The organism is Streptosporangium becharense, assembly GCF_014204985.1.
Taxonomy (GTDB): domain Bacteria; phylum Actinomycetota; class Actinomycetes; order Streptosporangiales; family Streptosporangiaceae; genus Streptosporangium; species Streptosporangium becharense.
On record NZ_JACHMP010000001.1, the window covers coordinates 4,678,687 to 4,694,995 of the forward strand.

The following is a 16,309-nucleotide window of genomic DNA, read 5'->3' on the forward strand; positions in this document are numbered from 1 at the left end:
GGGGGAGCTCCAGGAGCACGCATGACGATGCCCGAGAGCCCCGAGAGCCCCGAGAGCCCCGAGAGCATGGTGGGCCCGGCGGTGGCCGGCCTGGCGGGGACCTGGCGGGTCAGCCGCGCAGACGGTGCAGGCGCAGGGCGAGCTGGATCTCCAGGGCACGCTCGGGTGCCTGCCAGTCGTCGCCGAGGAGCCGGCCGATCCGGTCCAGGCGCTGGGTGACGGTGTTGACGTGGATGTGCAGCGCCTCGCTCGTCCGGGCCAGCGAGCCGCCCGTGCCGAAGTAGACGGTGAGCGTCCGCACAAGGGTGGTGCCCCGGCGGGCGTCGTAGTCGACCACCGGGCCGATCGCCGAGGCGACGAACGCCCCGATGTCGCGTCCCTCGCCCACCAGCAGCCCGACGAAGCCCAGCTCGGCGGCGCTCGCGCCTTCTCCGGTCCGTCCCAGGGCCACCAGCGCGTCGGCGCAGCGCTGGGCCTCCCGGTGGGCCGCACCCACCTGTGAGGAACCGCGCACGGGACCGCCACCCCCCGCGGTGGCCGGGTGGCCCAGGGAGACGCTCAGCTCGGCCGCCAGCCGCTTGGCGACCGGCCCCGGCCGGTCGCCGGGGAGCAGCAGCACCACCTCGTCGCCGCGCTGGGCGGCGAGACCGTGGTGCAGCGCGGCATGGGAGGACGCCCAGAACGCGGCGCGCTCGCGTCCGCCGCCGTGGCGGACCACGACCACTACGTGGTCGGCGTCCAGGTCCACCCCGACCCGCCGGGCCCGCTCGGCCAGGCCGTCCAGGCCGGGACGGGAGATCAGGTCGTCGAGCAGTTCGCCCCTGACCCGGCCCTCCGCCTCGGCCACCGTGCGCCGGAAGAGCAGCAGCAGCGCGGTGACCAGCGAGGCGCGCTCCAGGATGCGCTGGTCGGTGTCCGACACCTGGCCGCCGTTGCGCAGCACCAGCGTGCACAGCGGCTCGGCTCCCACGTCCACCGACGCGACCAGCAGGTTTCCCCGGCGCACCGTGCGTCCCAGGGCCCTGGACGACCGCGCGGCCTCCGCGATCATCTCCTCGTCCAGCACGCCCGCGTCACCGGCGATCGGCCGCCCGGCGTCGTCGAGGACGGCGAGCGAGCCGCCCAGCACCTCCGTCACCACCGCGGCCACGTCCTCGACCCCGCCGCCGCGCAGCACCAGCCCGGCCATCCGGTCGTGCGCGAGCGCGGCGCGCTCCACGGCCTCGCTGTGCGCGTTCACCTGCCGGTTGGCCTCGCTCAGCTCCTCCAGCGCGTTCCTGGTCTCCTGGAGCAGCCGGGCGTTGTCGATCGCGACCGCCGCGTGCGCCGCCAGCGAACCGAGCAGCACCACCTCGTCCTGGGTGAAGGGCCGCACGCTCCGGTTGGCCGCGAACAGCACCCCGATCACCCTGGCCCCCAGCTTCAGCGGCACGCCGAGGATGGCGACCAGCCCCTCCTCCAGCACGGCGTCGTCGATGTCGCTCTTGTGACGGAAGCGCTCGTCGGCGAAGTAGTCGGCGGTCGCGTACGGGGTGGCGGTCTGCGCCACCAGCCCGCCGAGACCGGAGCCCATGCCCAGCCGCAGCGCGCGGAACTTGGCCGACACCGAGCCGTCGGTCACCCGCATCCAGGTGTCACCGCGCTCGGGATCGTGCAGGGTCATGTAGGCCGCGTCGGTGCCGAGCAACTGCCTGGCCCGGTGCACGATGGCCTCCAGGACGGCGTCCAGGTCGCGCAGCCCGGCCAGGTCGCGCGCCGTGTCGAACAGCGCCGACAGCTCCGCCTCACGCCTGGCCCTGCGCCGCAGCAGTGCCCGCACCTTCAGCGCGGCGAGTTTGGCCTCCTCCAGTTCCGCCAGGGTCGCCGGGTCGGCCCCGGCGGTCCGTGCAGCCAGCACGGGCCCCTCGAACTCCACCGCCGACGCCTCTCTGGCCAGCAGTTCGAGGAAGACCTGTGCGCCGCTCATGGCGTCCATTCTGCTCAGCTCCGCTCAGCGGGCCGTCCAGCCGCCGTCCACGGGCAGCGAGGCGCCGGTGATGAAGGAGCCGTGCGGCCCGCACAGGTAGGCGACCAACTCGGCGACCTCCTCCGGTTCGATCAACCGTTTGATCGCGGCGGGGGCCAGCATGACCTGCTCGACCACCTCGTCCCGGCCGATGCCGTGCGTCTCGGCCTGCGCGTCGATCTGCTTCTCCACCAGGGGCGTGCGGACGTAGGCGGGGCAGACGCAGTTGGAGGTCACCCCATGCGCCGCGCCTTCCAGGGCGACGACCTTCGACAGCCCTTCGAGGGCGTGCTTGGCCGTCACGTACGCCGACTTGTACGGCGAGGCGCGGAGCCCGTGGATGGAGGAGATGTTGACGACCCGCCCCCAACCGCGCTCGTACATGCCGGGCAGCGCCGCCCGGATCAGCAGGAACGGGGCCTCCACCATGACTTTGAGGATCTTCGAGAACACTTCGGGCGGGAACTCCTCGACCGGGGCGACGTGCTGGAACCCGGCGTTGTTCACCACGATGTCGATCCCGGACGGGATGTCCCGGACGAAGCCGGGTGCGGACAGGTCCGCGACGAGGGGCGTGCCCGAGACCTCGGCCGCCACCTTCGCCGCGGACTCCCCGTCGACGTCGACCACCACCACATGCGCTCCGGCGGCGGCCAGCCGGAGCGCGCAGGCGCGTCCGATCCCGCTGCCCGCCCCGGTCACCACGGCCCGCCGGCCCGCCAGATCAATCATGCCGCCGAATCTAGGCAATGGCTCCGGCACCGGCACATGTCGCCCGGCCACATACTCCCGGCACTTCCTGTGTGCGCGGTGCCGCGCGCGACACCGCGCACACCGGCGTGCGCGGCGAGACCGCATGCCGGCGTGCGGTGGCGCCGCGGCGCGCTCAGACGGTGACCGGGTAGGCCAGCTCCAGCTCGTCGCCCGGCACGCCGCGGATGCCCCAGTTGACCTTGGGAGACTCCAGGATCACCACCTCCAGGTCGTCGACCGACAGGCCCAGGTCCTTCTCCGCGCGGGCGAACAGAGCGCGGATCAGCTCCCGCTTGGCCTCGTCCGACCGGCCGGTGAAACCGAGGATCTCCACGATGACGTACCGCTCACCGCGCTGTGAGCAGATCATGTCCTCCGGGTCCAGCAGCAGGAACCGGTGGAACCGCTTGTCCTGGGGGAGCCGCCATACGTCGACCAGGCAGCCGTGGACGGTGTCGGAGAGCTCCTGCCGCCGGTCCGACCAGACGTCGCGGCGGCCGTAGAACTTGATCTGAGGCATGCCGCAGAGTCTTCCAGGTCTCCTTCCGGTGCCCTCCGGCGGCCCTTGCGGAGGGCACCGGAAGGGCCGCCGGGCGGACAGGCGCGGGCGGACGGGCTACGCCGGCGGCCGGGTCATCGACAGCACGTCGAGCAGCGCGTCGAGACGCTCCTCGGTGAGCGTGCCGTTGGCGACGTGGCCGCGTTCGATCACGACCTCCCTGATCGTCTTGCGCTCCGCCAGGGCCTGCTTGGCGATCCTGGCCGCCTCCTCGTACCCGACGTATCTGTTGAGCGGCGTCACGATCGACGGCGACGATTCGGCGTACTCGCGCAGACGGCCGGTGTTGGCGGTGACGCCGTGCACGCAGCGGTCGGCCAGCAGCCGGGAGGCGTTGGCGAGCAGCCGCACGGACTCCAGGATGTTGCGCGCGATGACCGGAAGCATGACGTTCAGCTCGAAGCTGCCGGAGGCGCCGGCGAAGGCGATCGCCGCGTCGTTCCCGATGACCTGGGCGGCCACCATGGTCACCGCCTCCGGGACGACGGGGTTGACCTTGCCCGGCATGATCGACGAGCCGGGCTGCAGGTCGGGCAGGTTGATCTCGCCCAGCCCTGCGCGCGGGCCCGACCCCATCCAGCGCAGGTCGTTGGCGATCTTGTTGAGTGAGACCGCGATCGTGCGGAGCTGGCCGGACAGCTCCACGACCGCGTCCCGGGCGCCCTGCGCCTCGAAGTGGTCGGGGGCCTCCGAGAACGGCAGCCCGGTGGCCTCGCGCAGCTTCTCGATGACCTTGGGGGCGAAACCCGGCGGGGTGTTGACGCCGGTGCCGACCGCGGTGCCGCCCAGCGGCAGCTGCGCCAGGTGGGGGAGCGCGGAGCGCACCCGGGCGATGGCGTTGTCGACCTGCGTGGCGTACCCGCCGAACTCCTGGCCCAGCGTGACCGGGGTGGCGTCCATCAGGTGCGTACGGCCCGCCTTGACCACCTCCTCGAACTCCGCGGACTTGGCCCGCAGCGCGGTGGCCAGGTGCCGCAGGGAGGGGATCAGGTGGTAGGTCACCTCGGTCATGGCCGCCACGTGGATGGAGGTGGGGAAGACGTCGTTGGACGACTGTGAGGCGTTGACGTGGTCGTTGGGGTGGACGGGGCGTCCCAGCCGCTCCTCGGCCAGCGTGGCGATCACCTCGTTGGCGTTCATGTTGGACGAGGTGCCGGAGCCGGTCTGGAAGACGTCGACGGGGAACTCCGCGTCCCACTCGTTCTCCGCGACGTCGGTCGCGGCCTCGGCGATCGCCTGCGCCAGCTCCTTGTCGAGCACCCCCAGCTCGGCGTTGACCTCGGCGGCGAGCGCCTTGATCAGGCCGATCGCGGCGATGTGCGCGCTCTCCAGGCCGCGTCCGGACACCGGGAAGTTCTCCACCGCCCGCTGGGTCTGCGCCCGCCACTTCGCGTCCGCCGGAACCCGTACCTCGCCCATCGAGTCATGCTCGATCCGATACTCGCTCATGGTTCCAGTCTGCGTCCTGCGGGGCGGAACGGGCCGGAGGCACTTCCGCCCCGGCCGTGGCCGCCCGGCCCCGTGGCCGTCCGGGCGGTCACGGCCGCGGTCCGGTCGCGTCAGGCGAAGACCGCCACCGCCAGAATGATGATCACCACGAGGGCGACGGCGGCGATGCCCATGAGGACCAGGATGCCGATCCTGCTCTTGGAGGAGGACTTCTGCCCGGGAGCCGCCTGGGCCGCCGAACCGCCCTGGCCCGCGATGGCGAACAGGTCGGTGCCCAGGCCCGGGGGCCGGCCGAAGCTCCCGTCGCCGTACTCCGGGCCCGGCTGCCGCCAGGGTTCCGGCGACCCCGGACCGCCGGGACCGCCCGCCGGGCCGAGGCCGGTCGCCGCGAAGGCGCCCGCGGGGGAGGCCCCGTACGGACCGGCGGAGGTGTCCGGGCCCGCCTGGTCACCGCCTCCGGCGGCCGGCGCGCCGAATCCGTGCGGCGCCGCGCCGAATCCGTGCGGCGGCGTGTCCGACGGGCTGGGGCGACCGTCCGCCGGGAAACCGGGGGACGGCGCGGCCGACGACTCGCCCGCCGGGGTGTCCGTCCAGGGGGTGCCGGGTGAATCCGGCCGTCGCGCGACCGGGGTGCCGAGGCCGGGCGGGCCCTGCCGTCTCACGACCGGCGAGCCGGGCTCCGCGGCGGCCGGGGCCTCGGCCTCCGCGGCGGGAGGGGCGTCCGGCGCGGCGGAGACCTCCGGGGAGGAACCGGCGGTGGATGCGGGCCCGGCGGGGATGCGCAGGCCGCCCTTCGGGCGGATGACGACCACGGTGCGGTTGGCGTCGAACTCCTCGTCGTCGCCCGCGCCGTCCTCCGCCGGGTCGGTCTTCACGGCGACCGGATTCGTGGTCAGCGGGTCCGCCGACCGCACCGGTGCCGCCGGGGCGGTGGCGGCGGGCGACGCGGCCTCGGCGGGCGGGTCGGACGCGGGCGGAGGCTCGGCCGGCAACGAGTCGGCCAGGTGCGAGGGGGTCTCGGCGACGGCGCGGAGCATCACGTTCGCCTGGGCGGCGGTCAGCCGCTGCCGGTAGTCCTTCTCCAGGAGTTGTTCGAGCACCGGGCGGAGCGGCCCGGCCTGGGTCGGCGGGTCGACCTGCTCGCTCATCAGGGCGGCCAGCGTCGCCGCCACCGACGCCCGTTCGTAGGCGGGGCGGCCCTCCACCGCGAAGTACAACGTCGCGCCGAGCGACCAGAGGTCGGACTCGGGCCCGTAGTGCTCGCCCCGCGCCCGCTCGGGCGCGGTGTAACCGGGGGAGCCGATCACCATGCCGGTCTTGGTGAGGCTCGTGTCGCCCTCGGCCTTGGCGATGCCGAAGTCGGTGAGGACCACCCGGCCGCTCTCGGTGATCAGCACGTTGCCGGGTTTGACGTCGCGGTGGAGCACCCCCTGGGCGTGGGCCGCGCGGAGCGCCCCCAGCAGGTCGACCCCGATCTCGGCGACCAGGCGGGGCGGGAGCGGCCCCTCCTCCTCGATCACCTGCTCCAGGGATCGGGCCTGTACGAGCTCCATGATGATCCACGGGCTGTCGTCCTCGACGATCGCGTCGTGGACGGTGGCGACCGACGGGTGGCTGATACGGGCGGCCGTACGACCCTCACGGATCATGCGCTCCCGAAGTTCGGCGCGTTGGCTCTCGGTGAGCCCGGGCTCCTGGCGGATCTCTTTGATCGCGACCTCACGGCCGAGGGAACGATCATGGGCACGCCAGACCGTGCCCATCGTGCCCCGGCCGAGAGGCGCGATCAGCTCGTAACGGTCCGCGAGCACGCGCATCTGCTGTTCCGGCATGAGAAGAAGATAGCCATTCCACCTTGTGAAGCGCTTTACCCGCGCTTGCGAAGCTCCCTCGGCCACAGGCGGCGGGGAAGCAGCATCCTGATGAAGGGTGCCATAAAACGGACAAATGGGCGATAGGGCGGTGGAACACGTGTCGGTTTCCGGTGCACGCCCTCCCCCGGACGTCGCTGCGTCCGGGGTTCGGGCGTGGTCACCGGTGCCTGGGCGTGGCCCTGACCCTGGGGGTGGGGGTGGGGGTGGACATGGGCGTGGGAGTGCGTCTGGGCGTGTGCCTGGGTCGGTCGCGGCGGGGGAGTGGGCGTACTGGGAGCCGAGGGACGCGGCGCCGTTCCCGGTGACGGGACGGAGCCGATCCGGTGCACTCCGCGGTGCTGCGGGCGGCGGCCGAAGGAGGGCACGGTGATGTTCCCGGTGTTCCGGGAGCCCCTGCCGGTCCTGCCCTCGGGTCTGCGCGGCTGATCGACGCCGGACCTGCCCGAAGGGCTCTCGTCCTGCGACCTGTTCTGCCAGCCGCCGTCCTGGGAACCGTTCTGCCGGCCGCTGCCCTGGGACGTGTTCTGCCAGGTTCCGTCCTGTGACCGCGGCTGTCGGCCGCTGCCCTGGGATTGGTTCTGCCAGTCGCCGCTCTGGGACGTGTTCTGCCAACCCCCGTCCTGCGACCTGTTCTGCCAGCCGCCGTCCTGCGACTCGTTCTGCCAGCCGCTGCCCTGGGAGGTGGCCTGCCAGCCGCCGTCCTGGGACCTGTTCTGCCAGGCTCCCGCCGAGGGGTCCTGGGCTCGACGGGGGGAGGTCGTGTCGAAGGAGCCCTGAGAGCCGTGCTGCCAGGCCCCGGCCGGGCCATCCTGGAACCTGTTCTGCCGGCCGCCGCTCTGGGACGTGTGCTGCCAGGTTTCGTCCTGTGAGGTGTTCTGCCGGCCGCTGCCCTGTGAGGTGTTCTGCCGGCCCTCGTCCTGGGACCTGTTCTGCCGGCCGCCGGCCTGGGGTCGCTGCCGCCGGCCTCCCTCCTGTGAGCTGTTCTGCCGGGGCTCGACGGACGTCCCCTGGGGCCGGTGTTCCGGGTTCTCGTGCGACCGGCTGCCGGCGGGGCGGGACGAGCCCGCGCCGGACCCACCGGAGGGCACGCCGGAGCCGGACCGGGGCCCGCGCGACGACTCGGGCACCGGCCCGCTTCCACCGTCACGCGACCGGTCGGTATCGAGCCCGCTCCGGGGGACGCCGGACACACCCTGGGCACGGCGCAGCAGGTTCCTGCCGAATCCGCCCTCACCCTTGCGTGGCCGTCCGGGGCCGGAGTCGTCCCGGGACCTGCCGGGCCCGTCCTGGGGCTCGCCGGGGCGTGCCTGCCCTCCGCCGTCCCTGGGGCGGGTCTCCGGCGCGGCGAGCATGTCGTCGACCGTGCCGCCCGCCGCCACCCGGGCGAGCATCAGCGCGGCCCGAGGCGTGTCCAGCCGCTTGGCCGGGTCGATCGTGAGCAGCCCGCGGAGCACCGGGGTCAGCGGTCCGGCACGTTCCATCAGGATCGGCTCGCCGCTGGCCAGCGCGGCCAGCGCGGCGGCGGCCGTACGACGTCCGTGCAGGCCGCGGCCCTCGACGGCGGTGTAGAGGGTCGCACCGAGTGACCACAGGTCGGCGGACGGGTTGGCCTTGGCACCCATCACCCGTTCCGGGGCGATGTATCCGGCCGAACCGAGCACGATGCCCGCCTGCGTGATCGACACGTCGCCCTCCAGGGCGGCCAGGCCGAAGTCGGTGAGCACCACGCGGTCGTCGGTCACGAGCACGTTGCTGGGCTTCACGTCGCGGTGGAGGATCCCCTTCGCGTGCACGGCGCGCAGCGCGTCGAGGACCTGCCGCCCGATCTCCGCCACCTCGCGCGGCGGGAGCGGGCCGCGGTCCCGCAGGAGCTGCTCCACGGACCTGGCGCGGAGCAGCTCCATCACGATCCAGGGGCGCTCGTCCTCGGTGACGACGTCGAAGACGGTGATGACCGAGGGGTGGGCCACCATGGCGGTGGCCCGGCCCTCGCGTTCGGTCCGGGCACAGAGTTCGGCACGGAGGTCCTCGTCGAGGACCAGGGGAAGGCGTACCTCCTTGACCGCCACCTCACGGTCGAGCAACTCGTCGTGCGCTCGCCATACGGTGCCCATGCCGCCGCGCCCAACCTGCTCCGCCAGCCGGTAGCGCGCTGCAAGGAGGTATCCGGGCGGAGCACGCATGTGGTGCAGCTTACCGATTTGCGTAATGAGACCAGTAGAGACCGGGCCGAATCTTCTTGCGATCTTCTGTCAGATTTCTGTGCCTGTGACAGTTGAGAAACGCTCCGTCACGTCGTTCCAGTTGACCAGATCCCACAGCTTCTCGACGTAGTCGGGTCGCACGTTGCGGTACTGCAGGTAGTAGGCGTGCTCCCAGGCGTCGAAGACCAGCAGCGGGGTGGTGTTCGCCCCCACGTTGCCGTGGTGGTCGTAGACCTGCTCGACCACCAGGCGACGGCCGAGCGGTTCCCAGGCCAGCACGCCCCACCCGGAGCCCTGCACGGTCGCGGTGGCGGTGGTGAGCTGCTTCCTGAACGCCTCGAAGGACCCGAAGTGCTCGGTGATGGCGTCGCCGAGTTCGCCGTCGGGGCGGTCGCCGCCGTCCGGGGAGAGGTTCTGCCAGAAGATCGAGTGCAGCACGTGGCCGGAGAGGTTGAAGGCGAAGGTCTTCTCCAGTCCGACCAGCCCGCCGAACTCACCCTTGTCGCGGGCCTCGGCCAGCCGCTCCAGGGTGTCGTTGGCCCCCTTGACGTAGGCGGCGTGGTGCTTGGCGTGGTGCAGCTCCAGGATCTCGCCGGTGATGGCGGGCTCCAGGGCCGCGTAGTCGTACGGCATGTCGGGCAGGGTGTACTCGCTCACGGGTGTGCCTCCTCGTAGATCAACGGGTTCGAAAGCTACTCGCGCGGACCTCGCGTCCACATCGGTCTTGCGACCTAGGTCCCGCGCTATTGCAAATTACTCGCAACTGCATCAGGATGGCGAGTGTCAGTTCGGTCCAGGGGGTCTCGTGTCACTGACGTTCGACGACGTCGAGCCGACCGCCGCAGCGTTGAGGTCGATCTATGCGGCGGCCTTCACGCCGCCGCCGTGGCACGAGACGCCCGACCAGATCGAGGGCTTCGTACGGCGCCTGCCCCAGTTGGCGGGCAAGCCCGGCTTCCGCTGTGTGATCGCGCGTGTCGACGGTGAACCCGCCGGGTTCACCTGCGGATTCGCCTGCCCCGATCCCTGGCCCGCCGACCGCCTCTACGGGCACATCGCCGACGCGCTCGGAGAGAGGCTGCCGATCCTGACCGGCCGTTCCGAGCTGCACGAACTCGCGGTCGACCCCCGTTTCACCCGCCGGGGCGTCGGCGCCGCCCTGGTGGAGCGCTTCACCGCCGCCGGCCCCTCCTGGCTGGTCACCTCGCCCGAGGCGGATGCCGCGGTCCGGCTCTACGAGCGCCTGGGCTGGTCGCAGGCGTGCGAGTTTGAAGTCCCCCGGGAGAGACTGCGGATCTTCCGCGTCTACCTCTCTCCGGCTTCCCCAGGGGCCTGCGTGGCTCCCTGAGAGGCATGTGGCTCCCCGAGGGGTCTCCGCGGCCCGCGGGCGGCTCGTCACGGTCGCGCGAGAGGATTCTTCACGCACCCGCCGGGGCTCTTCACATGTCTGCCGGGACTCTTCACGCCCGGCTGGGGAGAACCGTCGCCCGCGGTCGTCCGTGACACGGATCACTCCGGCTTCGCGGAACCGCGTCCGTGCCGGTGGTGTCACAACAGGCATGAAGCGTTCCCTGGCCGCGGCAGCCATCGTGTTCACCCTCGCGACGGCCGGTACGGCCACCGCCGAGGCGGCGGCCGTCCCCGACTTCCCGGTGCCCGAGGTCTTCGGCACCTCGTTCCAGAAGGACTCCAGCGGCGCCACCGCGGTGTACAGCCCCCACTCGGACGGCATCCTGCGTGGCTGGATCACCCGGGCGGACGCCTACCGGCTGGAGTACGAGCCGATCAGGTGGAAGAGGAACGGCGCCGGCGGAGGCCGCTTCGTAGGGCCCCTGCCGGGCAGCGTCTCCCTGCACGCCTCGGCGATCGAGGAGGACATCGTCTACCTCAGCGTCTCCGGCTGCGGCCCGGTCGGCAAGGAGGTGACCGTGAACAGGAGGACCAGCCTGGGGGTCAAGCGCTGCTCCGACAAGGTGCTGCTGGACCGCGCGAAGAAGATCCGCTCGAAGGGCGACCGCAGGCCCGCGCTGATCACCATCTACCGGGGGGTCATCGTCAAGGTCCAGGAGATCCACGTCCCCTGAACACGTCCCCCGCACCGGGGGACCCGTGCCCGCACGGGGAGGTCCCGCCCGAGCGGGCGGGACCTCCCCTACGCCGGGTGCGGCGGGAGTCGCGACACCGGAGCCCCGCCCGGAGTCTCTCCTGGCAGGCGGGGCTCCCCGTTCGGTGCCGGCTAACCGCGGCCCCGTGCCGGGATGCCGACGAAGGTGGCTCCGCCGTCCTGCTGCCGCTGGTCGAAGAAGTCCTCGCCCTTGTCGTCCACAACGATGAAGGCCGGGAAGTCCTCGACCTCGATCTTCCAGACCGCCTCCATGCCCAGTTCCGGATACTCCAGGACCTCCACCTTCCTGATGCAGTCCTGCGCGAGCCGAGCGGCGGGGCCGCCGATGGAGCCGAGGTAGAAGCCGCCGTACGTCTTGCAGGCGTCCGTGACCTGCTTGGAGCGGTTGCCCTTGGCGAGCATGATCATGGAGCCGCCGGCGGCCTGGAAGCGCTCGACGTAGGAGTCCATGCGGCCGGCGGTCGTCGGGCCGAAGGATCCGGAGGCGTAGCCCTCGGGAGTCTTGGCCGGGCCCGCGTAGTAGACCGCGTGATCCTTGAGGTACTGCGGCATCTCGCCGCCGGCGTCGAGAAGCTCGCCGATCTTGGCGTGGGCGATGTCGCGGGCGACCACGAGCGGACCGGTCAGCGACAGGCGGGTCTTGACGGGGTACTTGGTCAGCTCGGCGAGGATCTCCCGCATCGGGCGGTTGAGGTCGATCTTGATCACGTCGTCCGACAGATGCTCGTCGGTGGTCTCCGGAAGGAACCTCGCCGGGTCGGTCTCCAGCCGCTCCAGGAAGACGCCCTCAGGGGTGATCTTGGCCAGCGCCTGCCGGTCGGCGCTGCAGGAGACCGCGATGGCGACGGGGCAGGAGGCGCCGTGCCGGGGGAGGCGGATGACGCGGACGTCGTGGCAGAAGTACTTGCCGCCGAACTGGGCCCCGATGCCGAGCTTCTGGGTGAGCTCGAAGACCTTGGCCTCCATCTCGACGTCACGGAAACCGTGGCCCGACGGGGAGCCCTCGGTCGGGATGCCGTCCAGGTAACGGGCGCTGGCGTACTTCGCCGTCTTCAGGGCGAACTCGGCGGACGTGCCGCCGACGACGATCGCCAGGTGGTACGGCGGGCAGGCCGCGGTGCCGAGAGAGCGGATCTTCTCCTCCAGGAACTGGAGCATCCGCTTCTCGTTCAGCACCGCCTTGGTCTCCTGGTACAGGAACGACTTGTTGGCGCTGCCACCGCCCTTGGCCATGAACAGCAGCTTGTACTCGTCGGGGTGGCCGCCCGGGTCCTCGGCGTAGAGCTCGATCTGCGCGGGGAGGTTGGAGCCGGTGTTCTTCTCCTCCCACATGGTGATGGGGGCCATCTGGGAGTAGCGCAGGTTCAGCCTGGTGTAGGCGTCGTAGACGCCGCGGGAGATGTGCTCGGCGTCGGCGCCGTCGGTGAGCACGTGCCGGCCGCGCTTGCCCATGACGATGGCCGTACCCGTGTCCTGGCACATCGGCAGCACGCCGCCGGCCGAGATCGAGGCGTTCTTCAGCAGGTCGAGGGCGACGAAGCGGTCGTTCCCGCTGGCCTCGGGGTCGTCGATGATCTTTCGCAGCTGGGCGAGGTGGGACGACCGGAGATAGTGGGAGATGTCGTGGATCGCCGTCTCGGTCAGCAACCGCAGGGCCTCGGGCTCGACCTCCAGGAACCGGCGCCCCGCCGCCTCGACGACGCGCACCCCCTCGGCGGTGACCAGGCGGTACTCCGTCTCGTCCGGTCCCATGGGAAGCAGGTCGGTGTAGTCGAACTCGGGCATCGTCGTCGATCCTCCGTGCGGGGGCTTCTCCAGTCCTCCTAGAGGGTACGGCCTCCCGCCGCCGCGTCCCGGCGCGGATGCACCTGTCAGGCCCGGCACCGTTCCACTCCCGTTCCTCCCGCCGTCCTGCTGCCGTCCCGCCGCTGTGCCTTCCGTTCCTCCCGCCGTTCGGCCGCCGCGCCTCCCGCCGCCCCGCTGCGCGCCGCTCCCGGCGTGCCTTCTCCGGCGACACGCCGGAGAAGGCACGCACCGTCCGGCGGGGGGATCCGGGACTTCCCGCGTCCGGGGCCTTGTGATCGGCCGCGCGTTGTTGTACGCCTCCGATGACGACGTGGCCACGGCCGTCGACACCGCCGCGGCCGTGCTGAAGGTGACATGACCGAGCGAGCAGGCCGGTACGGCGCCGGCGGGTCATGTCATGGTGAGCCGCCATGCGAGGAGCAGTCATGACCTTCATCCCGGCAGGGAGTACCGCTCGGGCGCCGTGGGCGCTGTCGATCACTCCTGAGACCGCCGGATGGACCTATACCGGGCTCCGTCTGCTCTGCCTGTCGGGCGAGAGCGTCGAGTTCGCCACCGGGGACGAGGAGATGCTCGTCCTGCCGCTCTCCGGTACGTGCGTGATCGAGTGCGACGGCGTGCGGTTCGTGCTGGACGGCAGGACCTCGGTCTTCCACGCGGTGACCGACTTCGCGTACCTGCCGGTCGGCGCGACCGTCCGGATGACCGGCGAGGGCCGCTTCGCGCTCCCCGCGGCGCGCGCGACCCGGCGCCTGCCCGCCCGGTACGGCCCGGCCAGGGACGTGCCCGTCGAGGTGCGCGGCGCGGGCCGGGCCACCCGGCAGGTCAACAACTTCTGCGCGCCGGACACCTTCGACTGCGACAAGCTCGTCGCGGTGGAGGTGCTCACCCCGGGCGGCAACTGGTCGTCCTACCCGCCGCACAAGCACGACACCGCCTCTGGGCACGAGGCCGTGCTGGAGGAGATCTACTACTTCGAGGGCGGCCCCGGCTACCAGCGGGTCTACGGCACCCACGACGTCCTCGCCGAGGTGAGCGGCGGCGACGTCGTCCTCGTCCCGCACGGCTACCACGGCCCGTCGATGGCCGCCCCCGGCTACGACCTGTACTACCTGAACGTGCTGGCCGGGCCCGCCGGACAGCGGTCCATGGCCTCCTGCGACGACCCCCGGCACGCGTGGGTCCGCTCCTCCTGGGCCGAGCAGCCGATCGACCCCAGGGTGCCGATGACGAAGGCGCCGTGAACGGGGTCGCCGCGGAACGGGTGCCCGCCGCCTCCCCGTGGAGAACCGGCGGGCGTGCTCCGGGGGAGAGGCCGCGGTCCCCCGGCTCAGACCCGGTGGGCGACCTCGCGGCCGGCGGGCTCTCCGGTGGGCCGGAAGCCTCTGGCGAGGAAGAGGATCAGGCCGACCATGACCGCGGCGGGGACGAACGCCACACGCGCGTTCACGGTGTCGTTGAGGACGCCCACCACGGCGGCGCCGACGAGGAAGCCCACGTAGTTGAACATGTTGACCCGCGCTATCGCGGTCTCCGCCCCGGCTCCGAGGCGGCCCGCGGCCGAGAACGACTGCGGGGCGATGATCGACAGCCCGATGCCGGCGATCCCGAACGCCGCCACGGCCACCGGGACGCCCGGGGCGACGACGATGCCCGCCATGCCCACCGCCGCGATCACCGCGCCGGCGCGGACCACGGGTACCGGGCCGTACCTGCGCACGGCCAGGTCACCGGGGACCCGGGCCAGCAGCATGGCCGCCTGGTAGATGAGGTAGGCGAACGGCACCAGCCAGCCGCCGGCGTGCAGTGCCTTCTCCATGTAGACCGTGCCGTAGTTGGAGATCGCCGCGTCGCCGACGTACAGGAAGGCCATCGCCAGGCAGAGCGGGACGATCGGCCGCCACGGCACCCGGGCCGCTGCGGCGTCCCCTCCGGCGGTTCCCCCGGCCTGCCCGGCGGCTTCTCCGGCCCCTCCGGTGGTCTCCCCGGCCTGCCCGGTGGCCTCCTCGGTCCGTTCGTACAGGCGGGGGAGCATGGCCACCGAGACGGCCGCGCCGATCGCCACCGGGACGGTGAAGGACCAGCCCTGTCCCGCACCGAGCGCGCTGAAAGCCGAGTTGACCCCGGCCCCCAGCATCGAGCCGACGCTCCACACGGCGTGGAAACCGGTCAGGACGCTCATGCCGTACCGGCGTTCGACCGCGACCGCCTGCATGTTCATCGCGGCGTCGACCGCCCCCACCAGCAGCCCGAACGCGGCGCTGAGCGCGTAGAGACCGGTGAGCAGGTCGTTCCAGCCGATCAGGATGACGACGGCGCAGACGCCCGGTTGGGAGACCCGCAGGACTGCGGCGCTGCCGTACCTGGCCGCGAGCGGGCCCGCGACACCGCTCCCGATACCGGCGATCACCGGTACCAGGAGCAGGACCAGGGTGAGGTCGCCGTCGCTCAGTCCGAACTTGTGCTGGAGGTCGATCACATGGGTGAGCAGGGTGGCGAAGCAGAGGCCCTGGACGAAGAACGCCGCCCAGGTGGCCACCCGCGCCCGCCGGTCACGCGGAGTCGGCACGACGACCTCCGGAACATGAGGGAGGTTCAAGTTTCCGTCAGGGTACGGGTGGTGTTCCCGGGGGTCAATGGGTGATCACTCATCGTTCCGCCAGGTTCCACGTCCGGCTTCGACAGGTTCACCGTCCGGTCCCGAATGGGCTTTCCAGCCGGTTTCGAACGGGGTCCCGTGTCCGGCTTCGAACAGGTTCGCCGTCCGGTCCCGAACGCCCCCTCCACCCGGTCTCGAACAGGTTCGCCGTCCGGTCCCGAACATCCCCTCCACCCGGTCTCGAACCGGCCGGTGCGACCGCGGTCTCCACGGACGTGTGACAGTCTCGTCGCGCCACCGGCACGCCGACGGCGATTATTGTCGAAGCGTGGAGAGTCCTCGTCCCCCCGCCGTCCGCCGCAACTCCGCCGAGCCCCGTCCGGCCGACCTACGGGCCGGAGACTCCGACCGTGAGCAGGTGGCCGCCGTGCTGGGCGACGCGCTCGCCGACGGGCGGCTGGACCACGCCGAGCACGGGGAACGCACCGACGCCCTCTACCGGGCCCGCACGTTCGGCGAGCTCGAAGCGCTCATCGTCGACCTGCTGCCGCCGGAGGCCAGGCCGTTGCGCACCGATGTGCGGCCGGTCGCGGCGTTCTTCGGCTCCGAGGAGCGTTCGGGCCGCTGGGTGGTGCCCACCCGGTTCACCGCCACCGCCGTCTGCGCCAACGTCACGCTCGACTTGCGCGAGGCGCTTCTGCAGTCGCGCCACGTGACCCTCCAGGTCACCGTGCTGGCCGGAACGCTCACGCTCGTCGTCCCGGAGGGCGTCCGTATCGAGATGCCCGTCTCGGCCGTCATGAGCGGTAAGAAGAACCAGGTGCCGGCCTCGCCGGACGGGCCGGTGATCGAGATCACCGGTCTGGTCACGTTGGGCAGCATCGTCGCCAAGGTGCCCAAGCGTCCCCGCCGTTCCTGGTTCCGCCGCTGACGAC

The 16,309-nt window shown here is 71.9% G+C and carries 14 protein-coding genes; 5 read left to right on the top strand and 9 right to left on the bottom strand.

Annotated features, from left to right (window positions below; translation table 11 throughout):
- Positions 1–109: 109 nt before the first annotated feature.
- From F4562_RS20700 to F4562_RS20730, 7 genes are all read right to left on the bottom strand, one after another.
- The gene (locus F4562_RS20700) at positions 110–1,966 is read right to left on the bottom strand and encodes a helix-turn-helix domain-containing protein (RefSeq protein ID WP_246473493.1); all 1,857 of its coding nucleotides are present in this window, start codon (positions 1,964–1,966) and stop codon (positions 110–112) included.
- A 24-nt stretch (positions 1,967–1,990) separates the two neighbouring features.
- Positions 1,991–2,737, bottom strand: coding sequence for a 3-hydroxybutyrate dehydrogenase (locus tag F4562_RS20705; protein WP_184544871.1), 747 nt, complete (start codon positions 2,735–2,737; stop codon positions 1,991–1,993).
- 154 nt (positions 2,738–2,891) lie between these two features.
- Positions 2,892–3,278 (bottom strand): tautomerase family protein, encoded by a 387-nt coding sequence (locus F4562_RS20710; protein WP_184544872.1) that lies wholly within the window; start codon positions 3,276–3,278, stop codon positions 2,892–2,894.
- Positions 3,279–3,374: 96 nt separating this feature from the next.
- On the bottom strand, positions 3,375–4,766 hold the full coding sequence (locus F4562_RS20715; RefSeq protein WP_184544875.1) for a class II fumarate hydratase: 1,392 nt from the start codon (positions 4,764–4,766) through the stop codon (positions 3,375–3,377).
- 110 nt (positions 4,767–4,876) lie between these two features.
- A complete protein-coding gene (locus F4562_RS20720) occupies positions 4,877–6,598 on the bottom strand; it encodes a serine/threonine-protein kinase (RefSeq protein WP_184544877.1) in 1,722 nt (573 codons plus the stop codon).
- A gap of 35 nt (positions 6,599–6,633) precedes the next feature.
- Complete coding sequence (locus F4562_RS35090; RefSeq protein WP_246473494.1) at positions 6,634–8,823, bottom strand: serine/threonine protein kinase; 2,190 nt, start codon at positions 8,821–8,823, stop codon at positions 6,634–6,636.
- A 69-nt stretch (positions 8,824–8,892) separates the two neighbouring features.
- Positions 8,893–9,501 (bottom strand): superoxide dismutase, encoded by a 609-nt coding sequence (locus F4562_RS20730; protein ID WP_184544879.1) that lies wholly within the window; start codon positions 9,499–9,501, stop codon positions 8,893–8,895.
- 148 nt (positions 9,502–9,649) lie between these two features.
- Between F4562_RS20730 and F4562_RS20735 the strand changes: the two genes are divergently transcribed.
- Positions 9,650–10,192, top strand: a complete 543-nt coding sequence (locus F4562_RS20735; protein WP_184544881.1) for a GNAT family N-acetyltransferase — start codon at positions 9,650–9,652, stop codon at positions 10,190–10,192.
- 211 nt (positions 10,193–10,403) lie between these two features.
- Positions 10,404–10,928, top strand: coding sequence for a hypothetical protein (locus tag F4562_RS20740; protein ID WP_184544883.1), 525 nt, complete (start codon positions 10,404–10,406; stop codon positions 10,926–10,928).
- Between the two features lie 152 nt (positions 10,929–11,080).
- Here F4562_RS20740 and F4562_RS20745 read toward each other — a convergent pair whose 3' ends face one another.
- Complete coding sequence (locus F4562_RS20745) at positions 11,081–12,754, bottom strand: fumarate hydratase (protein WP_184544885.1); 1,674 nt, start codon at positions 12,752–12,754, stop codon at positions 11,081–11,083.
- A 145-nt stretch (positions 12,755–12,899) separates the two neighbouring features.
- Between F4562_RS20745 and F4562_RS36815 the strand changes: the two genes are divergently transcribed.
- Positions 12,900–13,133: a Cgl0159 family (beta/alpha)8-fold protein gene (locus F4562_RS36815; protein ID WP_446459029.1), complete on the top strand. Its 234-nt coding sequence runs from the start codon at positions 12,900–12,902 to the stop codon at positions 13,131–13,133.
- Between the two features lie 67 nt (positions 13,134–13,200).
- Complete coding sequence (gene iolB / locus F4562_RS20750; protein WP_184544887.1) at positions 13,201–14,019, top strand: 5-deoxy-glucuronate isomerase; 819 nt, start codon at positions 13,201–13,203, stop codon at positions 14,017–14,019.
- An 86-nt stretch (positions 14,020–14,105) separates the two neighbouring features.
- Here iolB and F4562_RS20755 read toward each other — a convergent pair whose 3' ends face one another.
- Positions 14,106–15,344, bottom strand: coding sequence for an MFS transporter (locus F4562_RS20755; protein WP_184544888.1), 1,239 nt, complete (start codon positions 15,342–15,344; stop codon positions 14,106–14,108).
- Between the two features lie 358 nt (positions 15,345–15,702).
- Here F4562_RS20755 and F4562_RS20760 point away from each other — a divergent pair, with 358 nt between their 5' ends.
- The gene (locus F4562_RS20760) at positions 15,703–16,305 is read left to right on the top strand and encodes a DUF1707 SHOCT-like domain-containing protein (protein WP_184544890.1); all 603 of its coding nucleotides are present in this window, start codon (positions 15,703–15,705) and stop codon (positions 16,303–16,305) included.
- The last annotated feature ends 4 nt before the right edge of the window (positions 16,306–16,309 follow it).